Raw genomic sequence first — 23,504 nt, forward strand, 5'->3', positions numbered from 1 at the left:
CTGATTCACTTGCTTAGCTCCTTATAAGTACGGATAAGACGCAATGGGGACACAGATGCACCTCCCCATCTGCTAAGATTTTTTTGTTTTCCTCGGGTGTTAAGCCAAGCAAATAATACGCGGAATTGGTTGTGGTCGTATTTTGTTACTTCACGCAAAACAAAGTGCATACCAACACCAAGACCAATCATTGTAAAACCGCTTGTCACAACAAAGAGAATGGTTGTTGCCATAATATTAAGCGCCATCGCTTCCATTGTGACACCGGCAAACATAGCCGGCCTTGTACAAGCAAGGAAAAGAGGATCTTCGTTCATTTATGTTGTACTACTACTCACTAATTTCCCAACGAGAGCGGGAGCCCCAAAAACAATACCAATGCCAATAATGCAGTAAGCTGCCTTGCGTAAATCAATAAAGCCATACATCCAGCCAATACCCACGGCAGCAACACATATAATCGCAATGAGCCTTGCCGTTGTCCCTGTCATCATATCAACAATATTCTTTAAAACAGCATCAATATTTCCCAGCCCATTAGCACCCACAGTAGAAGCAGCGTAAGAAGGATTTGATACAACGAGTGCAGTTAAAAGCAGCATAATAACGATAAACATGATGTTCTTCGATACAGTGTTTGTCATTTTACCTCTCTAAAAAAGAATTGTCTTTTGACATCTTCTTGTCTCTAAACAACCAAAGAACGCCCTTGCTTTAATCTTACAGCCTTAATCATCCCTCAATTGTGTTCTAAAAGCTTTGATAGTGGTCTTGCTTTCAAAATGTTCTTCTCAAGAGACAGAAGAATTTCGTTTTAAAATTGTGCCACATAAAAATGGCAATTTTAAGTTGTATCTCTTTCCTGAGATGACAATATCCACCACCGTAAAGAAATAATATTTTTCTTTACAAAATGTACTTAATGCTCAACTCATCCTGCGGAGAGTTTTCCTTTCAAGAGCAAGGAGAGTTGTTGGTAAAAATGTAAAAAATGGTAGAGAAACAATGAACTTTTTGAGAGAATGTATGAAACGAGTGCGATTTAAATTTATCGTTATTGTTTACATTATGGGGTCTATTGTGTGGGGAGTGAGCCAATATAAAGATAAAATAGATTTGGGTGTTCTCAAGACGTTTACAATGCGAGATATTCAAGACATTGTTGATATGCATTTAGAAGAGGGAAAGTTAACGCAACCTATCACTGAACAGCATTTAGCAAAATCTGATCCAGTTTTTCATTTACAGAAGAATGTTTCACTAAGTGATGCTGCTGTTTTTCAAGGTATGGCGTCGGTTACTAGTGGTGTTACATTTAAATTGGTTACTCCTGTTGCGCAATCTTGGCGTAAACATATTGTCCGTGATATTCATTTATATGGTGTGGATACTTGTGCACCGCGTCAAAAAGCGAAATTAAACGATCAAGAATGGCCCTGTGGTGCTGTTGCGACAGCTTGGCTTGTCACCAAAACACTGGGTCAAAATTTATCCTGTAAGCAGACTCTTACGCATAAGGGTGTTTATTATGCTCAATGTTTTGTTCAAGGGGTTGATTTAGCTGAAGCAGGTCTTGCAGAGGGTATGTTAGTGCTTTCAAAAGAGAGTAAAAACCCTATTCCAGTACAGTATCGTCATGCTGAAAAAACAGCACGCAGCAATAAAATTGGTCTTTGGTCAAGCGGTTTCACTGAACCTTCACAATGGCGAAGGGATAATGGATCTTATAATCCTTTTGCACCTTCGTAATTGGCTTTGACTGACATAGTTACTTGCTATTTATCTCGAGAATTTTGCAAAGCGAATTGAAATGTATCATAGGGAAAATAAAATAAGCTACGAGAATCTTTATGTATATTGTGTATAGAGGGACTGATTGGCATTATTTTTACCGATATGTCTTGTAAAAGGGGTGTAATTGTCGGTGGTAAAAGATTTTTCATCGTTTATGCTTGGAAGAAATATATATTATTATTTTATAGAATAATAGCTTGAAGGTATGGTTCAATGGACATTCCAAGAACAATATATTTCAGAATATTATCAGTGGGTAGCAAAAAGCTGGGAAATATCAAATATAATGAAGTTGAATTGATTGATTTTGATCATTTGAAAGGGGTAAAGTTTTCTGGAAATTATTTTAGATATCCTATCAGGACAACTGAAATATGAGCATCTCTAGGTTTGTGGTGTTTGATTGCATACGAATTGTTTTAACTGAAATTGTTCATGAAAAGGGCTGCTGTTTGATATCTATGTCTTTCATGCAAAGATCTTTGAAACTTTTAAGAAAGCTTACAAGGGTGAAGATATTTTTTATGCAAAAGATGTAGAGGATTTGTTTAAGCAGCTAGATATTTCATTGTGCATTCAGTTAGTACTTCTTGTGAGTCTAAAAAGGGCTTTAAAAGCGGCGGTTAGGAATATGCAGAAATTAATGGCGATTCTGTAACTTATTGATCAATAAAAAGAAATTATCGTCTGTATTAAACCAAGTGTGTATTATAGGGAAATTGGAAGCTATACTGTGATCTTCCTACAGAATCGGACTGCTGTTAATTTATGTTAGTGGTGCACATATCCATTTTTATAGAACAGAGATGTATGTGGATTTGTTGGATTATTTGCTTTAAAAAGCATCACGGCGCTTAAAGGGGTCGTAGTAAATTTCTGTGACACGGAACTTTCCTTCAAGACGTTTACATTGAATGATGACATCAATCATCGAAATTAATAAGCCACGAATATCGTCTCGTGCTAAATTGCCACCACCGTCACTTTCTTTTACAAGTAGAGTCATTTGTTCAAAGGCTGCAAGTGCTGTTGAGGCGTGGACGGTGGTAATGGAGCCGGGGTGACCAGAATTAACATTGCGGATATAAGTAAAAGGCTGGACCATCACGCAATTCTTGCAAAAGTATTCTATCGGGGCGCATGCGTAAGCTAGATTCAAGCAGTTCTTTTGCGCCTACTTTTGCTAGTCCTTGATTATCTTTTGAGTAAAAGAGTTGCACTTTGTTTGAATGGGGAGCAACAAGCTCAGGTGTGTCTTCGATGGTGAGAATCCGTTCATATTCTGGGATTTTTGCAATTAAAGCTTTAGAGAGTGTTGTTTTACCCGAACCGGTTTTTCCCGATACTAAAATATTTTGTTGTGTAATAACAGCTCTTTCTAAAAAGGTGCAAAAGTCTTTGGCCATAAACAAATCTGTTAGCTCTTTATCGGTATCAGAGAGTTCAGATAACCGTTCAGTCATTTGTTTTGTGGGTGTGAAACTGGTGTTTTGGGTGACAGAAAATAGATTGTTTTTGTGTAAACTTTCAAGAGAAAAGGTGCGTGATGAAGGTTTACGAATTGTCATACTGATCGTATTTGGTGCGACTGCTGGAGGCATAACAATTTGTATGCGTTCATTATTGGGCAGTGTTGCGGAGAGGACTGGATTTTCTATGCTAATCTTCTGTGTTGTATAAGCCGCGACAACTTTTGCAATTCCTTCTAACTCACCATATGTTAATTCTTTAAGGATATGGGTTTGCTAACCCGTGGGACCTTCAACGATAACTTCGTTAGGGCGATTGATAACAATTTCAAATAAATTGTCGTCATTGAGATATTTATCTAATATTTTTAATTTCGTTAAGACGATGGAGGCTCGTTCTGAATTTTTTGTTGTTGTCATAATTTATTTTTGCCGAATTTGAGAGTGGTGAAAGAAATTTCTTTGGATAGAGCGTGGGAAAATTTTGTTTCTTCTTTCTTTGACTGCGAGTTTGTAGACGGATGAAAAATCCAAATCTCTTGCTACAAAAATATTGACGAGTTCCCCTTGAAATTTTTCTAAGGTAGGAGGAATGTTGATTTGATTTTCAAGGGCAATACTGGCGGTATCTTTTCCTATGTTGTTTGCTTCGCCAAGATCTCCACCCCCGAAACCTCCGCCTCCAGAGTTGTTGCCGCCTGCGTTGGAGTTGCCTTTCATTTTATTTGTTAGAGCTGTTGTGGCGCCGTCAATAACGGTGAGTAAAAGGGAAGAGCCAAAGCGTTTCCACCAATGTGTGTTGATGTTGCCATCAAAACCGTCTCTGCCTAAACTATCGGTTGCTGGTGAGGCAAGGGGAATGATGACACCGTTTGGTGTTTTTGCTCTTGTCCAAAGGACAAAGAGGCGGGATTGTCCTTGTTTTATACCTCCTCGGTATTCACCAACAACTTGTGTTCCCTTATCAAGTAAAACAACGCGCCCATTGTCTGAGAGGATATCACGGTTAATCACGCAACTTGCAAAGCCAGGTTGATCACTGTTTAATGCTGTTTCTAATGTGCAGGGGATAGATGTTCCCATGGCGATGATAAAGTTTCTATTGCCTATGAAACTTGCTTTTGTCTCTTCTGTTTTTGTGGGTTTTAAAAGAGCAGTAAAGTTTTGTGTGTTTTGAAGAGCAGGAAAATTTTGCGTATTGGCAAGATTTTCAAGTGCATTAAATTTGTCAAGTGCGTTAGTAAAACCATTGTTTACGAGGTCTTTTAGCTGAGATTGAGAGTCTTTAGCAAAAGCTAAAACTGGTGCACGTCTTGCAGCATCAAGTAAGGGATCATTTTTAGGAGCTTCTACGATAGGGGGTGGTGGCGGTAAAAGAATTTTACCAATTTTTGCGTGAGGGTTAGAGGGTGCTAATTCTAAAGGTGCGAGTGAGTTGTTAAAGCTTTTTGTTTGTTTTTTATGAGGTTTTGCCGTTTCTTTTGTTGTTGTAGGGGTTGCGAGGATATTCCAGAGTACATAAGCGCAAAATCCTATACAGGCGATAATGACAAATATTTTTGTTCCAAGTGTTTTTGCTACGTTATTGCTGCCATCTCCAATAGCACCGCGGTCTTCTGTAACTGTTTTATCACTCATATGTGAATCCCCCTTCATTCCCGCTTATTTAAAGATCTGATGCGATTTTGCGCTCAACAGATGGTGAGGTTGTTCCCGTGTTTGGATTTATGCCTTGTTGTTGATAGGCTTCATTGAAAATGCATAAAACATTTCTTCCATGTCTTAGAGTGAATTTCGAGCTAATGGCATGGACAATGACCATATTGCCCTTTGTGGTTTTCGGAACCAGCGATTCTGTACCGTCACTGCTTACAATGTAAATGGCTGGAATTTCTTGATTATTAGGAAAAGTAAATGTTGCTGTTTTTCCATTGTCATACACGGATGATGGTTCAAGAGTTACAGAATCTTGAGCGGTATAAGCCCAATTGCGTGGTCCGTAGGTTTCATAAGTATCAAAGACACCATCAATACGTTGTGCTTGTTTTTTTGTTTGCCTTAGGAGTGCTTCAAGCCTTCTTTGTTCTGCTTCGTCTTGTGGATAGCGAAATTTCACAAGGAAATATGTTTCTTGTCCCGTTGAGATGTCTCCATCTTTCACTGTTAGTTCGAATTGATAAGAGCGCTTTGAGCCATCACGGCGCGTGGTGACAATTTGGAGATTGGTAACAGGTTGAACTTCTCGTGCTTTGAGGAAAAGAATATTGCCCGCAGGAGCAACTTCCCATGCTACGCTGTTTCCAATGGCAACGCGGGCAATTTCTTCATTGGCAGAAAATTCTATTTGTACTGATGAACGTATTGAGCCAATAATTTTTGTGACATTATAAGCATCATAATTGACAAAGCGAGTGCGGCTATCACTGGGAGCGCGGGTGGGAAAAACACTCGCATAACTCAAAGGCGCTGAAGAAAAGGCGATAGCACTCAGAAAAAGAAAAATTTTTCTCATGATCAGTTGACCACTTCTGGATCTGTTCTATACTCACTAACAATAAACCAAAGAGGATTTACCAAACGATTTTGTACAGAGATGGGGGCGTTGATATATTCAAAGGTAAGTGTTGAGACCCAGTGTGTGATAAATTCTTTGTTATTATCGTTGTCACGAACGGTTCTGTAGTAACGTACCTGTGCTACATCTTGATTGATAAAGGAGATTGATTTTATCGTGACCGTAACAGTGGCGTTTTTGTATAAAATTTGTGGGCTTTGCGGATTTCGCGCTCCATACCAGCTTGCAAATCTCTCTTGCTCTTCAGAAGAGGAGAGAAGAGAGGCAGTTTGGAAATTATTTTGTATTTCTTCGGCTTCAAAGCCTTCACGGGAGCGGACGTATTTCGCGGCAAAGTAGTGGGTGATTGCTTCGTCGACATTTGTCGGACCTTCTTTTAAGGCTTCGACAACTTCGACAATGCCTGTTGAATTGTCAGCGCGGATGACAAAAGGTTCAACGGTTTTAAGCGGGGTGAGCGTTATGACAGCTAAGGATGAGAGGATAGCCTCTGTGACGGCTGTGCCAGCGATGACCAGAGAAGCGCGGGTGATGCGGCGTGAGGCTATCATGCGGTCTTGATCAAACAGACGCGCTTCAGCGATGTATTGTTCTACGTCTTTTTCTTTCATGCTTTTTGCCCGCAATCTTTGTAGGATTTCATTTCTTCATCAGTTAATTTTTGCGCGAGAAGCGTTTCGAATTTTCCTTCTTTGACTGATGCTTTTATGTCTTTATTGTTACTGATAATGATGGGAGTGGGAGAGGGCGTTTTCCCTTCCCAATTCTACATTGATTTGTTTAATGGTCGCTTAGAATATCCATTGCATTTTGGTAATGACTTCAAGGTGTTTGGTGAAGACATACAACCACTCAAGAGGATAAGCGATAAAATTATCCCAATTTTTTTTAACACTCTCCTATTTCCTTTCATTTTAGTAGAGATAATATTGCTAGAGCTTTCTGTTCCATCTTTTCTCTACGCTCTTCCGCACGCTGTTTTGCCTTTTGATATGCTTTGAAAGGAGCTTTGACTGCATCAACACCTACTTTGGTTGAGCCTGTGAGGGAAGCTCCACCAGAAGCTAAAGCCGATGCTATTTCAGGTAGTTTGAGGAAAACCAAAATGCCGCAACTGGCAATAGAGAAGAATTGGACTAAGGCAATTATCATATCAAGAACGCTTTTTGAAAGGATGGTCGTTGAAAGATTAACATATAGACCACCAAGTATGACTACTGATACCTGCAAAATGATGAAGTTTGCTGTTTGATTTAACCATGCTTCTGTGAAACGCCTTGTTGATGAAAACATATAAAGGCTTATAAAGAGGGGACCCACTGGTATAACGAGAAATAAACCAATTTTAGCAAATATTGAGACAAAAAAAACAACAGCACAAAAGAAAGCAGAAATTACTAAGCAGATAAGGCCAGCAAGCCAATAGACAGCAAATGTAAATGCATGTTCTTTGTTTGCTGCGTCAAAAACATGTCCAGCAGCACTTTGCAACAAATTATCCCATACATTTTTATCTGAGTGTGCTCCTTGTGTGATATTTGAAATAGCATTCGGCAGATCATTGAAAAATATATCTTTAACCCAAGTATTATAGTGGGCGGAGTTTGTGGCGAGTGCAACAATGATGCCAAGTTTGAAAGTTATCGCTATAAATTCCCATAAGGGCATGGAAGAACGCCCATAAATGATATTGTAACCCATAAATATAATGTAAATTGTACAAGATGCTTTAAGCGGAGCAGCTAAAGCCGATGAGAGGTTTGTAATTGTGTCATCCATTATCCTTGTAAGGGGATCCATCAATCCTGTGTCTATCTTGGTAAATATATCATACGCTGCCATTGTCTCTCCTCCGCTCCTTATCATATGGGTTTCGTGTTCCATACGAAGTCAAATTTTTAACAATTTAATTACTGTCCTCTTTCTTTTCAGATTGTTCTTTAGCTTTGTCTTCTGCTTGTTGGATCATCGCGGCGGCTTGTAATTGTAGTATTTTTGTTTGAAGGTCTGCTTGTACCGCTGCTAATTGTGCTTGAATGCCTTGAATTTCACCAGCATCTTCAGTACTTCCAAGTTTTTCAATGAGCTTGTTAATGTTTTTTTGTGTTTCACTCGCTTCTTCGTAAACGTTTTGGCCTTTTGCCGCTTGTCCTACTATGCGCTGTTCTGCTTTTTTGACTTCCTGTTCGTAAAAAGCATCAACGGCAGCTTTTGAACCTGCTCCGCCTGAGGGCTCTTTGTATACGAGCTCTTCTCGCCATTTTTGCGTGTTTTTGCTGCCGCCACCGCCGCCACCACCCATCGATTGTTGAAAATGGTTAAAATCAGAGGGGAGGGCGCCATTGCTCCCTTGCTTGTTAAACATTTCTTTCAATCCTGAGATGTCAGGCTTGACATTTAAAGAGTTATAAAGATTCTTTATTTGATCAAGCTGACCTTTTAATTGATTGAGTTGCTCTGCACCTTGTTGGAATTGTTTTAATGCTTGTTGATATTGCTGGGTCAATTTTGCAGCAGCTGTAGGATCAAATACCACAATGGCGAAGGTATTTGTTGTTAAGCCAAAAGAAATTGCGCAAAGGGCTGTTGCCAATAAAAGTTTTTTCATTGTTTTGACCTTTCTTGAAAAAGAGGAAGCCATTTTTCTGGAGATTCACCAACTTCATCCATAATGGTCTCTAAAAGTTCAATATTCTTGGTGGTGCCGCTTAAAATGGCTATTTCATCATCAAAACCACGTAGGTTCAGTTCTGCTACAACAGAACTTTGACCTTGTTTGACAAGAAAACGCCGTGACTCTCGGCTTAATTCTGTTTGTATCAGGTTAAATTCTCTGTCTGATAATTTAAAACCCTCTACATAATCCCCATGATTGCCCTTTTGATTGGGAAAATAAATCTGTGTTGGGCATTGTTCTATAATGGTGTGGGCAATTGTCGAGTTGATCGCATCTTTGGGGCTTTGCGTAGCAAAGAGCATCAAACCATTTTGTTTACGAATTGTTTTCAGCCTATCTTGTGCAAAGGCTTTAAAGGAATCGTCTTCTAAGGCTTTCCAGAATTCATCAATGACAATGATAATGCGACGCCCGTCAATGAGAGAAAGAATTCTATGAAAGAGATACATCATTAAGGGGGGACGAATTTCGTCATTGTCCAAAAAGTCCGTCATATCATAACCGATAAATTTTGCATCAATGCCAATATCATCATCAGGATTGTCAAAAACCCACCCCAAAGCATTGCCTTTACACCATCTCTCTAAACGCCCAGAGATGCCTTCTCTATGGGTGGTATCAAAAAACATTTGCAAGGCAGAAATTGTCCGTTGTTCCTTGGGTAATAAGGCAAGTTGGTCAACTGCCGCAGCAATATCTTGCCTTTCTGATTCACTAATTTTTTGTCCTTCAGCAGAAACAAGTTTGGTAATCCATTGCCATAAAAACACTCTATCTGCTGGATTGTTATAGTCTAAGCCTTTTAGCGGTGCTATCCCTGTCGGCTTACCATTCTTTAGCGGCATATAGGTGCCACCGCCCGCTCTGACAAAAAGTTCTGCCCCCCGATCTTTGTCAAAAAAGACCATATTGGGATCATGTTTTTGAAGTTGTGCTAAGAGAAAATTGACAATAACCGTTTTTCCAGAACCCGACGGTCCACAAACAAAAGTATTGCCTAAATCACCAAAGTGAAAGTTAAAATAAAAGGGTGAGCCGGCAGAGGTTTTCATCAAGGCTACCGCTGGTCCCCACACATTGCCATCTATTTTCCCAACCGGAAAAGAACGAAAAGGAAAAAGGGCTGCGTAGTTGCGGCTTGTAATGGCATCAGAGCGTATGCGATAAGCATAATTTCCAGGCAGCTGTGCCCACCAAGCAGCGGCAAGACCTAGATCTTCCCGTGCAATAACTGCACCACCATTTGTAAGACGAGAACGGGCTTTGGCAAGATTATCAGCAAGCTCTTGCGGCGTATCGGCAAAGACCGCCAATGATAAGTGATGTTCACCTAAAACAAAACGATTGGATTCAAGATCATCGAGCGCATCATCCAGTTCCATAATTTGTGAGCCTGCACGGTCTCCAGCATTGACCATTTGGTTTTGTTTGCGCCCCATAATCTGCTTGGCAATGTTTTTACTTTTGAAAATAAAAGATTGCGTGAAAATAAATTCAAAGGGGAGGGTGAGCAGACCATCTGTCATGCCTGTTTTGGTTTTTGCTGGATATTCTTTCCAGCCAAACATTCCAGCAAACCGCCGTCCCGACTCATAGCGTATTTCTATGATTTCTTTCCCGAAAATAAGACGGTCTGAATAAACAGAAGATGCTATCGTGCCCCAAGTGAGAGGAACACGTTCACGACGCCCTCCCACCAATTGGTGAATAAATTCACTTTGTTGCGAAAAAATATTGCCTTCATGTTCATAAAGTCCAAGCCTTTTTGCACCATAGCGCTCTAAATTTTGAATAATGTCTGTGGTGATATCTTCAAGCTTGCGAATGGACTCTGCATCAACTTCTGTTTTTGTTTCCTTAGCTTTTCCCAGACGCTTAAAAAAATCAACCAATTTATCCGTTTGATCAACATGGGGATTCCACAAGATGGAAAGATAAAGATCATTGCGATAAAGCTCCTGTGAAACCATCCGTTCACGGTATTTGTCATCCAACTGCTTGGCAAATTCTGACCTAAAAGTCCCATCCGGATAAACAGTTTCACGCTTTCTGATAATATGGCTATAAAGCGCTATCCGTTCATCCGCAATGTTTTTAAACAGATTGTTGAGCTGTTCGTGAAGAACATTCAGATCAATAATATCCGCTGTCTCAAAGTTAATACCTTCAAGTTTGATAACCATCATGAGCGCGCGGGAATCCAGTGCGATGACATGTTTGTTGACATGGCGCACATAGGGAATAATAGATTCCGGCTGCTTCTCACGCTTGCGCTCTAGTGTTTTCATTTCAATTCCTCATAATTACGAATTAATCGTAATGGAGAAAGACTGCCCCCACCCCATAAACTAGAATTGCGGGCAAAAATATATGTTTTTTGCCATGTCAGAAGAATACGGAATTTGTTATGGTCATGCTTTAGGATTTCCTTGAATATGAAATGCCCAATAACACCAAAGGTTATGAGAAAAATATTGCCTGTCATAATAAACAATATCAGCGTTCCCATCGCATTTAACCCCATAGCTTCCACTGTCACTCCCGCAATCATTGCAGGGCGTGTACAAGCGAGAAACAACGTATCTTCCTTCAGCCTATCATGCTCTTTCATGACTTTTAAAATGCTGGAGTCAAATCAATTAGAAAGCATTGTAACAATTTGCGATGCACCCATAACAATGCCGATGCCAACACAAACGAAGAAAGCTTTGCGCATTTCGACACAACCAGCAATCCACGCAAGCTCAATACCAGCAACAGCAATAGTTGCAATTGATTTTGCAATGGGGCCTGTTAAAGCGCTGATTAATTTATTTAAGAGCCCCTTCAATTTTTCCGAAGTCACCTGCTGCAAATGCTGGCTCACTAAGTGTTATGAAGGCAATGAATAACATAAGTATTGTTGTTAACCATTTCTTTTGTGTAGTTGAAAAGGTTAATTTTTGTAAAGTACGACTGTTGTTAAATTGATTGTTTATTTTTAGCATGGAAATGTCCCCGCGTTTAATCAAATAAAAATACTTCCCGATATCTTCTATTTATTTATGAAATAAATAAATAGAAGATAAAGATGGTACATAACTCAAAAAAATAACAAGCAGTACTGTTTAATTTATAGTATTTTATTTATATTAGTGAAATAAACAAAAATATTTATAATATTCAAAATGATACTTTTTAAAAAATCTCTTCGATCATCATTTAAATATTTGATTTTCATTTATATTATTATTGCTTGTATTTTTTATTTTAGTCAAAATTCTGAAAATTTTATCCAAAATTCTTTTGTGCAAAAAGTAAAAAAGACAGTGGAAAAACAGTTTCAAGAACTGGATTTAAAATTGACGGATCAAGCTAACCAAGGTGAAGTGCCTTCGCATTCAGAATCATTATCTACGCAATTTTATGAAGAAAACGTGCCAGTTTATTCAGGTGCTATACAGGTGACAAGCGGTGTCACTTTTAAAATGATCACGCCCATAGATGAGGGGTGGAGAAAAAGAATTATTCGCAATATCCGATTATATGGTGTTGAAACCTGTGAAACACGGCAATTTGCTTCACGAAATGGAATCAAGTGGCCATGCGGTGCTTTTGTTACGGCATGGCTTGTGACAAAAACAATCGATAAAAATGTTACTTGTCGGCAAGCGCGTGTGATAAAACAAGTCCATTATGCTCAGTGTTTTGTTGATGGGGTTGATCTGGCGCGCGCGGGGCTTGCAGAGGGTGTAATGGTTTTGACAAAAGATCAGCATCATTTTCCTTCACCAGCAGATTACAAAAATTTACAATTTGCAGCGCAAAAAGCACAAATGGGATTGTGGTCTAGCGAATTTGAACAACCAGAAGAATGGAGAAGAGATAATGGCAGTTATAATCCCATTGATCCTTAAAAAATTTTATAAAAACTGAAAAAGTAAGTAAAGCATCAATGTAGTTAAACAGTTTTCTAGCTTTTTAGCTTTGCTTTACACAAACTCTGTAGTGATAGTGTGCTTTCTTGTGTAACATTAATCAAAGTGTAAGCTTAATATCAGGTGGTATGAGATGCAATAAGAGTATGTCAATCAATTAATCGAGATATGTGCTGCTAAAAGTCATAATAACTGCAAAGTTTGCGGTTGATACTCCAGCTTCTTCTTTTAGTGGTTTTCCCATTTTCTTTTTCTTCATCAGAAGATTCGAGAAGAGAAATAGCGCTTACAATCTAATGGCTGATTGTTAAGATTTAAAGCCAATGCATTGTATAGACAATGACGTATACTGTGTGTTCTGTATATTTTTCGTTTGCATTTAAGCTAATTTTCTCTCAGAAAAGTGAGACTTTTTCTTTTGAATTGTCTTTATTAAAAGATTTATTTTCGTGTGTTTTCAAAATAAGAACTTGAGTATTTCAGGTAAGAAACTGTATCAATACAGTAGTGTTTAAAATTAAAATTTTTATGGGGTGAAGGAACATTGTAGAATTGTAAACTTTTGATATGAGGCGTTTCAGAATTTTGCACCCCTTAACGATAGCTTTTTGTTTTATCATTTCTCATGATCTCTATACGTGATGCAAAGCGATTAAGGAGAGGAAACATAGGGTTGGGAAAGCAGATGACAGAAAAAGACTCTTTCGATTAAGTAATTTTGAAGTAAAGACAGTTTTATAAAATGGCAAAGATATAAACAGGTGCAACATGAATGAACTTACCCATATTGATACTGTTATAGCGCATTATGATGCTGTTTTTTGCGATGTTTGGGGTGTTGTGCACAACGGTGTGCATGCATTTGAACCCGCATTGAATGTTTTGCACAAAATTCGACAGATGGGAAAAAATGTCATTTTTTTGACCAATTCACCTCGACCACGTGAAGATGTCATTGTTCAATTACAAAGTATGAATGTTCATAGCGATTATTATGATGCACTTATTACTTCAGGGGATGTGACGCGCGATCTTATTCGCGCTGCTTCGCGTAAAGTTTTTTTCATTGGCCCGCAACGTGATTTGATATTGTTTGAAGGGTTAGATTGTGAACTGGTTGAAGAATGGGAAGCCTCTGTCGTGGTTTGTAGTGGTTTTCTTGAAGATCTTGATGAAAAACCATCTGCTTATGAGGAAATGTTCCTTCGTATGCGAGCGCGCAATTTGCCTTTTATTTGTGCTAATCCCGATGTGACTGTACATTATGGAAATCAAGAGTTTTGGTGCGCGGGTGCATTGGCTCGATTTTACCAACAATTGGGAGGTGAGGTGCGCATTGCCGGAAAACCTCATGCACCCATTTATGAGTGTGCCTTTGAAAAACTTCAAAAAATTCGTGGGAAAGTGGAAAAAAGTCAAGTTTTAGCTATTGGTGACGGTCTTTTGACAGATATCAAAGGTGCATCTCATTTTGGACTTGATGCGCTTTATATCATGGGGGGCATTCATCGTTATGATTATATGCAAAATGGTGTGGTGGATAAGCAAGCGTTGCACTCTTTTCTTGAACGTCATGGCTATAAGCCACAAGCGGTAATGTGGGCTCTGCAGTGATGTCTGATTTTTTGCGTCTTCAGGGGACAGATATGCTTCCTTTGGCTTGGCGGGGAGCGGTGTTGGCACTTGGAAACTTTGATGGTGTTCATTGCGGGCATCAAGCGGTGCTCCAAAAAGCACTTGATTTAGCGCGCATAAAAAATAAGCCAGCTATTGTTTTAACCTTTGAACCCCATCCAAGGAGTTTTTTTTGCTCCTCAGTCCCTGTTGATCGCTTGACAGAAGCAGCTGAAAAAGCAGAAATTTTTAAAATTCTCGGGTTTAATGGGGTGATTGAACAGCCGTTTGATGTGCATTTTGCGGCTCTTTCAGCGGATGAATTTATCCACGTGATTTTAAAACAAACTTTTGATGTTTCCGTTGTGGTAACAGGTGAAAATTTTCAATTTGGTCATCAGAGAAGTGGAAATCTACACCTTCTTTGTCAAAGGGGACAAGAGTATGGATTTGAGGTTGTGCAAGTTCCTTGCGTCTCTAATACACAAAATCTCCAGCCATTGGTCATTTCCTCTAGTTCCATTCGTAAGTTTCTTTCACAAGGTCGGGTGGGAACAGCGGCTCATTTATTGGGGTATCATTATCGGGTTCGCTCAAATGTTATCCAAGGCGAAAAACTCGGCCGCCTTTTAGGGTTTCCTACTGCTAATCAGATATTATCTCCTCAAGCTAGTTTGGCGCATGGGGTTTATGCAGTACGATTGCGTCGTGCTAACGGTGTTTTGCATGATGGAGTTGCAAGTTTTGGTTGTCGTCCAACGGTTGTTAAAGATGGCGCCCCGCTTCTGGAAACTTATTTGTTTAATTTTAACGATGACCTTTATGGAGAAAGTTGCACCGTTTCTTTCTTACAGTTTTTACGAGGGCAAGAAAAATTTGATGGTCTTGAGCCTTTGATTGCACAAATGCAACGCGATGAAGAAGCAGCAAAAGCAATTTTGGACGCAGTACAGCCATTGTCGCAGTTAGATCGACTGCTTACTTTTAAAAATATGCCTTCAATTGATCTGAAAAAGATATAAGAGCGGCAATAATAGCACTTAAACTGATTATAATCACGAAAATATACTCTAAGACATCATGGAAGATGTGTGTTTTTCTTTGTTTTGAGGGGGAAACAAATGTCTGGAGATCTGATTTAAGCATGATCTTTATCTTTTTCAGAAACTTATGGAATTCTGTGGCTTTTATTATAGTTTTAAAATTTACCCTTTATTGCTTTCTGATCGGTTAAGATAAGTGATTAAAGACAGGCTAAACGATAAAGATGCATTGAACGTGTTCCATGGTGACAATAAGCAAGAAGAGGTACAGATGCTGCTTTTAAAATTGTTTTCATGGTTTCAATATCTGATTTTTTTATGGTAGGTGGTACGATAGGAATATGATGTGCTTTTATGCCATATTCGTGTGCTGCTGCTTTAATGGTGGAAAAATCAGGTTGGTGAGGATCTTCTTGATCAGGGCGGTTACAGATAATCGTTTTAAAGCCAGCTTGTGCTAATGTTTTGATATTTTCGAGGTTGATTTGGGCGCTGATAAAAATATCATGGTCAATTTGTTGTAAGTTCATCTTTATTTATCCCTGTAGCTATAGCTGCATGATGCTTTCTGCTATGCTATATTATGAAGGTGAAACCCCTTGATGATAACAAAAATGTTCTATTTGTCGAGAAAAATAGATCTCATTGAGGAAAAATGAACTACAGTTATTAAGATATTTTATCTCCCTTATATCAATAAAAAACTCTTTACTTGCTACGTAAAAAAGAGATGTGTACGTGAACAAAAACCATTTTAAAAGCATTCCATATGCTTCTTGGTGAATTGTTTTAATGCAAAGGAGGTACAACATGCAGGGTAGCTAATATAAAGATGCTTTTTCGTATCTGGTTATGTTGGCATTATTTTTTGTACTGTGTGGTGGTATTTCTGCCGGAGATTGTTAGGGAAGGATTGATTTTTTTGATGAGGATGCTGAAACAAAAGAGATTGTTCGGCTCTAAACGATTTTTCTCAATTTTTACGGTGTGTCATGTAGCTGCAGATTTTTTAACAAAAGTGTTTTGCGCAGGATGCACAATTGTGGATTTAAATTCACAAAATCCGGTTAATGTACTCGTGCCTAAAAAATGTGATTTTTCTTAATTGTATAAGCTGTGTGCGAAGGGGAAGGGTGCTTCAAGCATTCCATGGATGCTGTATTATAGTACGTGGTTGTAGCTTTTCTCGTGAAAAAAGAGTGGTGATTATTTTGCGTGTGTTAGATGCTTGCCTCCTTTGATATTTTCTGTATTATCGTAAAAACGATAAAACTGAAAGGCGTAATTAATGATAATTGGAGTCCTGAATCAAAAGGGTGGTGTAGGGAAAACTACGTTGAGCGTGAATCTTGCCGCTAGCTTCGCACGTACCGGAGCACGTGTGTTGCTTATTGATGTTGATCCGCAGGGGAGTGCATTGGATTGGGCAGCTGCTCGTAAAGATGCTCCTTTGTTTTCAGTTGTTGGTTTGCCGCGTGCAACGGTTCACAGAGAGATTACACAGATTGGTCATAATTATGATCATATTGTTATTGATGGCCCTCCACGCGTGACGGATCTTGCTCGTAGTGCTCTTATGGCTTCGGATTTGGTGCTTATTCCTGTGCAGCCTAGCCCATACGATATTTGGGCAGCTGATGGGATTGTAAAGCTTATTGCTGAAGCGCGTGTTTATAAAGAAAATCTAAAATCTGCTTTTGTTATTAATCGTAAAATAGTCAATACAGCGATAGGGCGTGATGTGGGCGAGGCTCTTGGAGTATATCCAGTACATGTTCTTTCTGCCAGCGTTGCGCAGCGCGTGATTTTTGCGGAAGCTGTAGCACAAGGAAAGGCTGTTTATGAAGTTGATAAGCAAGGACCAGCAGCAGCAGAGATTGAAGCTGTTGCAGCGGAAATTAAGGAGTTAGAACTATGAATAAAAAAATTAAGATTGGTACGAAGCCAACCAATAAATCAATTCCTTTAACAGCTGATGCATGGGTAGGAAGCCGCAAAGGAAGCATGGATGGAGCTATGAAGCGGCTCACCATTGATGTACCGGAAAGTTTGCATCGTTTAATTAAGATGAGTTGCGCAAGTCGTGGAACAAAAATAGCAGATGAAGTGCGCGAATTGCTTTCACAGAAATACGGAAAAGTGTAAAAAATGATATACGATAATAAGTTTTCATTGATTTGGCCTCCTCCTAGAGAGCAGATATCATAAATATAAAATTCTGGTAGGATATATTATGACCATGCATTGTGCCGAATTTTCTCTGTTTATTTGCATCTTTTCAAAAAGTTGAGTTCAGTAAATCTAGTGTTGGCTAGTCATTTTTAGGTTGGATAAGAACTATCATATAATCCTATTGTTGTGAGAGGATAAATAGTGAGTGGTGTAAATGAACGTAGATATTGTTGTATGATATATTTTCGTAAAAATGAAAAAGAAAGGGGCAGTAAGTGGGACATACTTGAGAGAAATCAATCTGATTACAAATTGGGGAGGGGAAGAATTTTCTTCTTATGGAGCGAGGAGAGGACAAAATATCTGCTATCGTATTTCTGCTGGTGAGGAAAAGGGGTGTTGACTTTTTGCCAAGATTATTATGCTTTCTGCAAGTTTCAAGTGTACAAGATGAATTTCATCAACAAAACATTGCGTATAATTAAAGTACTTTCATGATATGTATTTGCCTAAAAGTAATATCGATTGTTATTTGTATAGAGCTGGGTTTTATTTTATTAAATTATACTCATGTTGAAAGGGGGGAGCTAAAAATAAATCGCGCGCTTACTGATATTGGTGCTTTATAAAATTTACTCTTTTGCAAGTGAGTAGAAGGAATCCTTTATTATTCCATTGATATTGCTTCTTTCTTTTGTGCTGTTTTATGCTCTCACATTATTTGATGTAATTGTGGTCATTCTTAAGAGGGCTGTCCCCATTTTTTTTGCTGGGATGTGAAGAGTTGTTTTTTGAGTATTTCTATCGGCATTGTTTTAAGTGTACGGCAAATTATATCAAAGTTTTTTTCATTTTTCTGGTGATTTAAGAATGATGAGAGTGCAATTCGTTCATTGAATGTGTGTTGTTTTTGTTTGCTGGCAAATTGCAATGATTACAGGCATTACAAGTGCTTATAATTACATATACGTGTTGCTTCATATCTCATTACGAAGTGGTTTATGAAAGAAATGAAGTGCTTAAAAAGCTCTTTGAAAAGTGCCAAAATGTCAAAATTGTTGCTGAATTTCAAGAACTTCAAACACAATGAGCAGCTGTGTAGGCAATGTTACAAACGCAAGTTACTATCATGCTTCAACATGTTTGTGTTGAAGCTGTAAATATTCGTCAAAAGAAAATGTTTCAAGCGTAATATAGAGATCACGTGACACACATTATTATTACTAAATTGAAAGACAGAAGGGGAGTTTAATCATGAATAAAGTCATTATAACAGCATTGCTTCTTTGTACTGGACTTGTCGTTGTTTGTTGTGAAAAAACCTATAGCGTGGCAGAGTTTAAGAAAGATGAAAAGTTATTCGAAGAATAGGCAAAAAAATGTGACAAGGAAGATTCACCTATAAAGTCATCTCAAAATTGTAAAAACGTTCGGCAAGCTTATATGGAACTTTTTATGGGGCGCTAAAAAACAGTGTTTAAAATCTTCTGAATCTGAAAAAGTGTAGTATAGCAGTGAAGTTATAAACAAAAGTAATCATGACCATATTGTTTTTTGTTCTCTTTCAAGAAGAAGAAACCGTGAATTTTATCTTGCACATCAAAGATATAGACTTCAGTAAATGAGAAATCTCCTATTTTGGGAGGTTTTCTTTTTTTTAGATGCAAGGAGCTCTCCTTATGAAAACAATAGCCTTGCGTTTAAAATAGTATAAGCACAAGCTGTACTACATTCATCTATTTCATTAAAAGCCAATGAGGGTTAGGCTTTGTTGTTTTCTGTTTTTCAATAGAAGGAGGATGAAAAAATCATTCTGAGGAATATTATGATTCAAGGTATGAATAAAAATATTAAGCCTGATTGTTAAAAGTATATATAAAAATCAAAGATTAAAACGAAAATAGTTGGAAGTAACAGTTGCAACTGGCACGTGATTTATCGGCAGCCTTGAAATCTTTCTTTGATTTTATAAAAGTTTGAAGATTTTATAAGAATTTTTGGCGCTCATTTGCAAAGATCACGAAAAAGCTGGGAGAGTATATCTAATATGTCTCTATTATGAGAGCTAAGGTAACGATAAAAGCATAGATGATGACAATCAATGTGGAATAAAACAGAGCGGTTTTTATTATATCAGCCATAAGAACCTCTTTCTGTTCTTTGTGGTATCAATTTTGTGAATAATAATATGTTACAGTTTGTAATATACGCTGATACAATATACGCAGCAAGCATAAAGTCTTTCTTTTTTCTTATGGAGAGTTGAGGTGTTTTAGTATTGTCGGGCAGGGGAAAAAGTGAAGCTTTTTTTGTATAGGTTTTCTGATTGATTTTATCCATAACGAGATCGACTAAAGCTGTTTATGAAAAAATATCAAATATGATCCTTGAAAGAAAAGAGCAACAGTACAGCTTCTTCCAGAAGGTTTGGTATAAAAATGACATTTACAACAAAAGTTTTCTTTGTGAAGAAGAAATTATTGTTTCTATAATTTTTCTTTTACGTATGAAATGAGTGTACAGATAGAGTGATATTAATAGTGGACTAACGGTGCGTTATTTAATGAAATGATCTGTGAGAAGATTATGTTGTACAGAAAAGGTTGAAAACATCAGTGGGGATAGCTTTAAAGGCGTATGATCTTGAAAGATTATAGGATTGTATGTTTTGGGGATAACTCTTGAAAGGATTTTAAAAATCCTATATAGTCTCTCATTGCAAAGAAAAGCGAATGATAATTAAAAAAGGAGATCTATAGCCTTTTTAAGTTGTCTTTTGAATATTATAGCATGGCTATATTCAGAAAATGTTCTTCTTGTTTTGTGTGCAGAAGGTAGCATGTGAAAAGAGGGGTTTTTTGAAGTGGTGCGGGTTGATCCTGTGTAGTGCCAAATGTCATGCAAAATTCAGGCGCGTAAAAAGCCAAATGCTATGGAGGATAACATGCTGAAATCTTTAAAGAATTTGAATCTTTATATGTTACGAGTTTTTGTTGGCATATGTTATTGTCAATACATTATGGTTTCTGGTCGAAGATAGGCAAAACAAATTTGGAAATTTTGATATTTGCTCTGTATTATTCCATTGCGCATTAGCTTGAGAGTTTGCGGTGTTTTGGCGAATTGGAATTGGTATTATGCCAATGGTGATTTTGGAGCAAAAAAATCTTCCATATAATGTGTTGAAAGTGAACAGGTATACGCTTTTAAGTATTGTCGTGCTGTTGTCGGAGCAATATTCGCACAATAAGCTCAATTGAGTGTATCAGCATTGAAGAGAAGCTGTTTAATCTCCCTTATTTGATTTGAGAGCAAGATTGAACAATACCGTTGAAGGGGAAAAAATGTCTGTAGTGTCATATGGTGATGATAGTTTTGCATCAAAAGCAAAAATTCTTGATAACAATCTTATTGATCGTGATTGGGCGATGACGAAGTTTGTAGCTGCTGTTAAAGGGTTGGCGCAGGTAGTTGATTATGAAAGCAATATGCTAGAAAGCAGTAGTATTCCAGATTATGAAGAAATCAATTTATGTAAAATACGTGGCTTACGTGACCTTAATAAATCTGTGAGCGACGTAAAGCGCTACATGAATGAAGATATTGAAAATGAGGTTGAAAGCTTATTATCAGATTTACAAAAAAAATTACAGCGTAATAGTGAATTGCTTCAAACGCATTTAAGTGCAGTAAATGATCTTTCGCAAGCTGTTCAAATTGCTGAGCGGACAAAAGAAACAGAGGGAAATTGGTGATGTAATTTCAGTCCACATTGGACGTCTAAGTGATTAAACAATTATCCTAGTATAGTGTTTTTTTAGCGAGGGTGCGCGTTTTCACCTCTTCTGGGTGTTGTAACATTTTGTGTGGTAATTTTTTGAAAATAGAGATTTAATTAATAAAGGCAGCATTTTAGGCTGCCTTTATTAAAATCGACACTGCTTCTATTTTAAAAATGATAACGTATTCCACCAGAAAAATTGGTTCCTGATATACCGGCTCTTTGAAGTTTTTTCTGATAGCTAATATCGCCATGGAGTGCGATATTCTGAGAGAGATAAGCATTAACACCAATGCCGCCCTCAATTGAAGATCCGGTAGGATCAAGATAAAATGTGTCACCAATTTTTATTGTTCCGCCATCACCAAAAGTTTTGAGTACATTTAGTTTACCGTAAAAGGAAACAACATTGTTTTCTTCCGTGGTGGTGAAAGTTTGTGTCAAACGTCCACCAATACGCATTAGCCATTGATGTGGATTGCCCATATCAACTTCCAAATTATTAGCATCTGAGAAAACATTGAATAAGAGATTTTGATAAATCAATTGCGCTTGTGGTTCAAACATTAGCCCCTTAGAACTGGTTACTACTTTTTGACCAATGGTAGCAGATACACTTAGTGTCTCAGTACCATCCAGTTTTGCAACATCTCCAATGAGGGCTGTGGTGATATCTCCCTTCAGTTGTCCGTAGGAAAGAAGTGTGTTTACGTATAGACCACTGCTATGTTGAATGCCGCTATAAGCTGTGAGTGACCATTTATCAAGTGTTGTCTTTTCAGCATCTTCCATATCCTTTGGAGTAAAAGCAAGCTTTCCGTAGGTTCCTAAAAGACCAAAATGTGTGCTGATATCTTTATTTTCTAGAGACGCTAATATCACACCTAGTTGCAAAGCAGTATAGTTCACATCAGCACCATAGCCGTAATGCAGCGGGTCACGGTTGGAAAATAAAGTGGCTTTTTCACCATAGGAAGAGAAGAAAATACCTTTCTTTTTATTACTCTGTGTTCCAAACACTGTCGCACTCATATTGTCTAACAGTACGTTTTGATTGTTCACATCAGAAAAGCCAGCAGATAACAAAGCATTGGGCATGACTAAATAATTTGCTACCTGTGGTAAAAGGGCTCTGATCTTCTTATTTCTATCAACGTAGGCATTTTGCAACCGGAAGTCCCAGAAATTTTTATCATTCTTACCAAAGAGATTTTGGCTAGCATGGGATGTCCCTGGTGCATAAGCCGTGAGTACATACTTATAAGGCAAACCACCCATTGTCATATACTTGCCTGCTAAGTTGAAGGAGTTTTCGTTAGCTTTCCCAGAAACTTGAATGATTGAAATTCCATGTGTCTCTGAAGGGCGTGAAGCCATGTGCTCTCCCCAACCAGAACTGTTATCGGTTATTTTTTGATCTTTTTCTAAGAGATTGATGTGGACAACGGTGTTCCCTGATACATCGCCATCGATTACGACACGATCGGTTTCTTGTTTCTTCACCGGAGAATGACTGCTCCATTTAGTGTTTAAATGAATCTCCGCTGTACCTGTTGCACTATAAGTCACATATGCATTGGAATCTTCAACTCTTTGCTGCGGTTTAGATCCTACAAACAAAGTTTGATAATGTCCCTCTGTGGGTTTTTCAAACACTACAATACTGTCTGTGAGGCTCAGTGCAGAAAGGTTAGAGTATGATTTTTCATCGACACCAAGCCGCGCATTATCAGACAGATCTTTATCATTATTAGCTACGTTTTTATTGGTTTTTAAAAACCATTTTGTGTTATTTTTCAGATCAAGAGCTGTTCTATTTTCTCCTAATGTTCTTACCCGTCCTTCTAGTAGAGAATGCTCTGTCGTCAATGTAAGATTGTGGGAAAGAACTTCCTCATTCTTTAATAAAAGATCGGCGTGGATTTCTGAATCTTTGAGAACAACTTCAGCGTTCGCAGATCCTCCATAAACACCAATACCAACACCACGTTCAACAAAAAGTTTTGTATCAGTTAACACCACATTATTGGGAACAGCTTTTAGAGAGGCAAAATTACTTCTTTCTTCGGCATTGCGTGCATTTCGATTCATGGCGATGTTGTGCATAGGTGTACTGAGGGTGTTTCGGAAAACGATACCATGCGTTTGACTCCCACCCGCGACATTTACAGTCGAATTTTTAAGGTTAATTGTACCACCATCTGTGCCCAGTAAGCCAACCGATGATGCTGTTACAGTTATATCTGTGCCATTAACAATTCCACCTTTCGACGCACTTAAAGCAATGAATTCTGATGAAACTGTTCCTCCTATTATCTTTATTATCGAGTTTTTTCCTTGCGCATCTACAGTAACAAACTTGTCGTAAACTTTAACATTATGTTGCGTTACAGTATCGCCGTTCTCAACTTCTATTGCAGAGTGTAGATCTTCCATTTGTACTGGTTTTGAAGATAATGGCT

At 38.1% G+C, this 23,504-nt stretch carries 19 protein-coding genes and 3 pseudogenes; 8 read left to right on the forward strand and 14 right to left on the reverse strand.

The features are described from left to right. Positions 1-5: 5 nt before the first annotated feature. Both GQO39_RS04285 and GQO39_RS04290 read right to left on the reverse strand, forming a co-directional pair. Positions 6-317 (reverse strand): VirB3 family type IV secretion system protein, encoded by a 312-nt coding sequence (locus GQO39_RS04285; RefSeq protein ID WP_040299062.1) that lies wholly within the window; start codon positions 315-317, stop codon positions 6-8. After that, positions 318-644 (reverse strand): TrbC/VirB2 family protein, encoded by a 327-nt coding sequence (locus tag GQO39_RS04290; RefSeq protein ID WP_156851088.1) that lies wholly within the window; start codon positions 642-644, stop codon positions 318-320. 361 nt (positions 645-1,005) lie between these two features. Here GQO39_RS04290 and GQO39_RS04295 point away from each other — a divergent pair, with 361 nt between their 5' ends. Further along, complete coding sequence (locus GQO39_RS04295; RefSeq protein ID WP_156851089.1) at positions 1,006-1,749, forward strand: thermonuclease family protein; 744 nt, start codon at positions 1,006-1,008, stop codon at positions 1,747-1,749. Positions 1,750-2,629: 880 nt separating this feature from the next. Here GQO39_RS04295 and virB11 read toward each other — a convergent pair. The 10 genes and pseudogenes from virB11 to GQO39_RS04345 all read right to left on the reverse strand — a co-directional run bounded on the left by virB11 (position 2,630) and on the right by GQO39_RS04345 (position 11,502). Next, a pseudogene (gene virB11 / locus GQO39_RS04300) lies at positions 2,630-3,683 on the reverse strand (P-type DNA transfer ATPase VirB11). Positions 3,684-3,686: 3 nt separating this feature from the next. Next, positions 3,687-4,901, reverse strand: coding sequence for a type IV secretion system protein VirB10 (gene virB10, locus GQO39_RS04305; protein ID WP_156851090.1), 1,215 nt, complete (start codon positions 4,899-4,901; stop codon positions 3,687-3,689). A 28-nt stretch (positions 4,902-4,929) separates the two neighbouring features. Continuing rightward, the gene (gene virB9, locus GQO39_RS04310; protein WP_156851091.1) at positions 4,930-5,775 is read right to left on the reverse strand and encodes a P-type conjugative transfer protein VirB9; all 846 of its coding nucleotides are present in this window, start codon (positions 5,773-5,775) and stop codon (positions 4,930-4,932) included. A gap of 2 nt (positions 5,776-5,777) precedes the next feature. Then, on the reverse strand, positions 5,778-6,449 hold the full coding sequence (locus GQO39_RS04315) for a VirB8 family type IV secretion system protein (RefSeq protein ID WP_156851092.1): 672 nt from the start codon (positions 6,447-6,449) through the stop codon (positions 5,778-5,780). Next, positions 6,446-6,751: pseudogene (locus tag GQO39_RS09150) on the reverse strand (type IV secretion protein VblB7). The gene GQO39_RS04315 and the pseudogene GQO39_RS09150 overlap by 4 nt, the downstream one beginning before the upstream one ends. Continuing rightward, a complete protein-coding gene (locus tag GQO39_RS04325) occupies positions 6,748-7,680 on the reverse strand; it encodes a TrbL/VirB6 family protein (RefSeq protein WP_156851093.1) in 933 nt (310 codons plus the stop codon). The pseudogene GQO39_RS09150 and the gene GQO39_RS04325 overlap by 4 nt, the downstream one beginning before the upstream one ends. A gap of 64 nt (positions 7,681-7,744) precedes the next feature. Beyond that, positions 7,745-8,446 (reverse strand): TrbJ/VirB5 family protein, encoded by a 702-nt coding sequence (locus GQO39_RS04330; RefSeq protein ID WP_156851094.1) that lies wholly within the window; start codon positions 8,444-8,446, stop codon positions 7,745-7,747. Further along, positions 8,443-10,803, reverse strand: a complete 2,361-nt coding sequence (locus tag GQO39_RS04335; protein ID WP_156851095.1) for a VirB4 family type IV secretion/conjugal transfer ATPase — start codon at positions 10,801-10,803, stop codon at positions 8,443-8,445. The genes GQO39_RS04330 and GQO39_RS04335 overlap by 4 nt, the downstream gene beginning before the upstream one ends. Beyond that, a complete protein-coding gene (locus tag GQO39_RS04340) occupies positions 10,800-11,126 on the reverse strand; it encodes a VirB3 family type IV secretion system protein (RefSeq protein WP_156851096.1) in 327 nt (108 codons plus the stop codon). The genes GQO39_RS04335 and GQO39_RS04340 overlap by 4 nt, the downstream gene beginning before the upstream one ends. A gap of 24 nt (positions 11,127-11,150) precedes the next feature. Further along, positions 11,151-11,502, reverse strand: a pseudogene (locus tag GQO39_RS04345) (TrbC/VirB2 family type IV secretion system protein). A gap of 180 nt (positions 11,503-11,682) precedes the next feature. On the opposite strand from GQO39_RS04345, the gene GQO39_RS04350 reads away from it, so the two are divergent. The 3 genes from GQO39_RS04350 to GQO39_RS04360 all read left to right on the forward strand — a co-directional run bounded on the left by GQO39_RS04350 (position 11,683) and on the right by GQO39_RS04360 (position 15,068). Further along, positions 11,683-12,411: a nuclease gene (locus GQO39_RS04350; protein WP_156851097.1), complete on the forward strand. Its 729-nt coding sequence runs from the start codon at positions 11,683-11,685 to the stop codon at positions 12,409-12,411. Positions 12,412-13,200: 789 nt separating this feature from the next. After that, on the forward strand, positions 13,201-14,046 hold the full coding sequence (locus GQO39_RS04355) for a TIGR01459 family HAD-type hydrolase (RefSeq protein ID WP_156851098.1): 846 nt from the start codon (positions 13,201-13,203) through the stop codon (positions 14,044-14,046). Continuing rightward, positions 14,046-15,068, forward strand: coding sequence for a bifunctional riboflavin kinase/FAD synthetase (locus GQO39_RS04360; RefSeq protein ID WP_156851108.1), 1,023 nt, complete (start codon positions 14,046-14,048; stop codon positions 15,066-15,068). The genes GQO39_RS04355 and GQO39_RS04360 overlap by 1 nt, the downstream gene beginning before the upstream one ends. A gap of 221 nt (positions 15,069-15,289) precedes the next feature. Here the strand turns inward: GQO39_RS04360 and GQO39_RS04365 are convergent, their stop codons facing one another. Further along, complete coding sequence (locus tag GQO39_RS04365; RefSeq protein WP_156851099.1) at positions 15,290-15,619, reverse strand: protein tyrosine phosphatase family protein; 330 nt, start codon at positions 15,617-15,619, stop codon at positions 15,290-15,292. A gap of 758 nt (positions 15,620-16,377) precedes the next feature. Here GQO39_RS04365 and parA point away from each other — a divergent pair. The 4 genes from parA (at position 16,378) to GQO39_RS04385 (ending at position 21,016) form a co-directional block, all read left to right on the forward strand. Then, entirely contained in the window at positions 16,378-17,007 is a 630-nt protein-coding gene (gene parA, locus GQO39_RS04370; protein ID WP_007553564.1) for a ParA family partition ATPase, read from the forward strand. Beyond that, positions 17,004-17,234, forward strand: coding sequence for a hypothetical protein (locus GQO39_RS04375; protein ID WP_156851100.1), 231 nt, complete (start codon positions 17,004-17,006; stop codon positions 17,232-17,234). Before parA ends, GQO39_RS04375 begins: the two co-directional genes overlap by 4 nt. A gap of 1,281 nt (positions 17,235-18,515) precedes the next feature. Next, positions 18,516-18,632 carry an EexN family lipoprotein gene (locus GQO39_RS09155; RefSeq protein ID WP_246668519.1) on the forward strand — a complete coding sequence of 39 codons (117 nt, stop codon included), beginning with the start codon at positions 18,516-18,518 and terminating at the stop codon, positions 18,630-18,632. Positions 18,633-20,605: 1,973 nt separating this feature from the next. Continuing rightward, complete coding sequence (locus GQO39_RS04385) at positions 20,606-21,016, forward strand: flagellar protein FlgN (RefSeq protein WP_156851101.1); 411 nt, start codon at positions 20,606-20,608, stop codon at positions 21,014-21,016. A gap of 194 nt (positions 21,017-21,210) precedes the next feature. Here GQO39_RS04385 and GQO39_RS04390 read toward each other — a convergent pair whose 3' ends face one another. Next, positions 21,211-23,478, reverse strand: a complete 2,268-nt coding sequence (locus GQO39_RS04390; RefSeq protein WP_246668520.1) for an autotransporter outer membrane beta-barrel domain-containing protein — start codon at positions 23,476-23,478, stop codon at positions 21,211-21,213. Between the last annotated feature and the right edge of the window lie 26 nt (positions 23,479-23,504).

Source organism: Bartonella refiksaydamii (assembly GCF_902652675.1).
Classification (GTDB): domain Bacteria; phylum Pseudomonadota; class Alphaproteobacteria; order Rhizobiales; family Rhizobiaceae; genus Bartonella; species Bartonella refiksaydamii.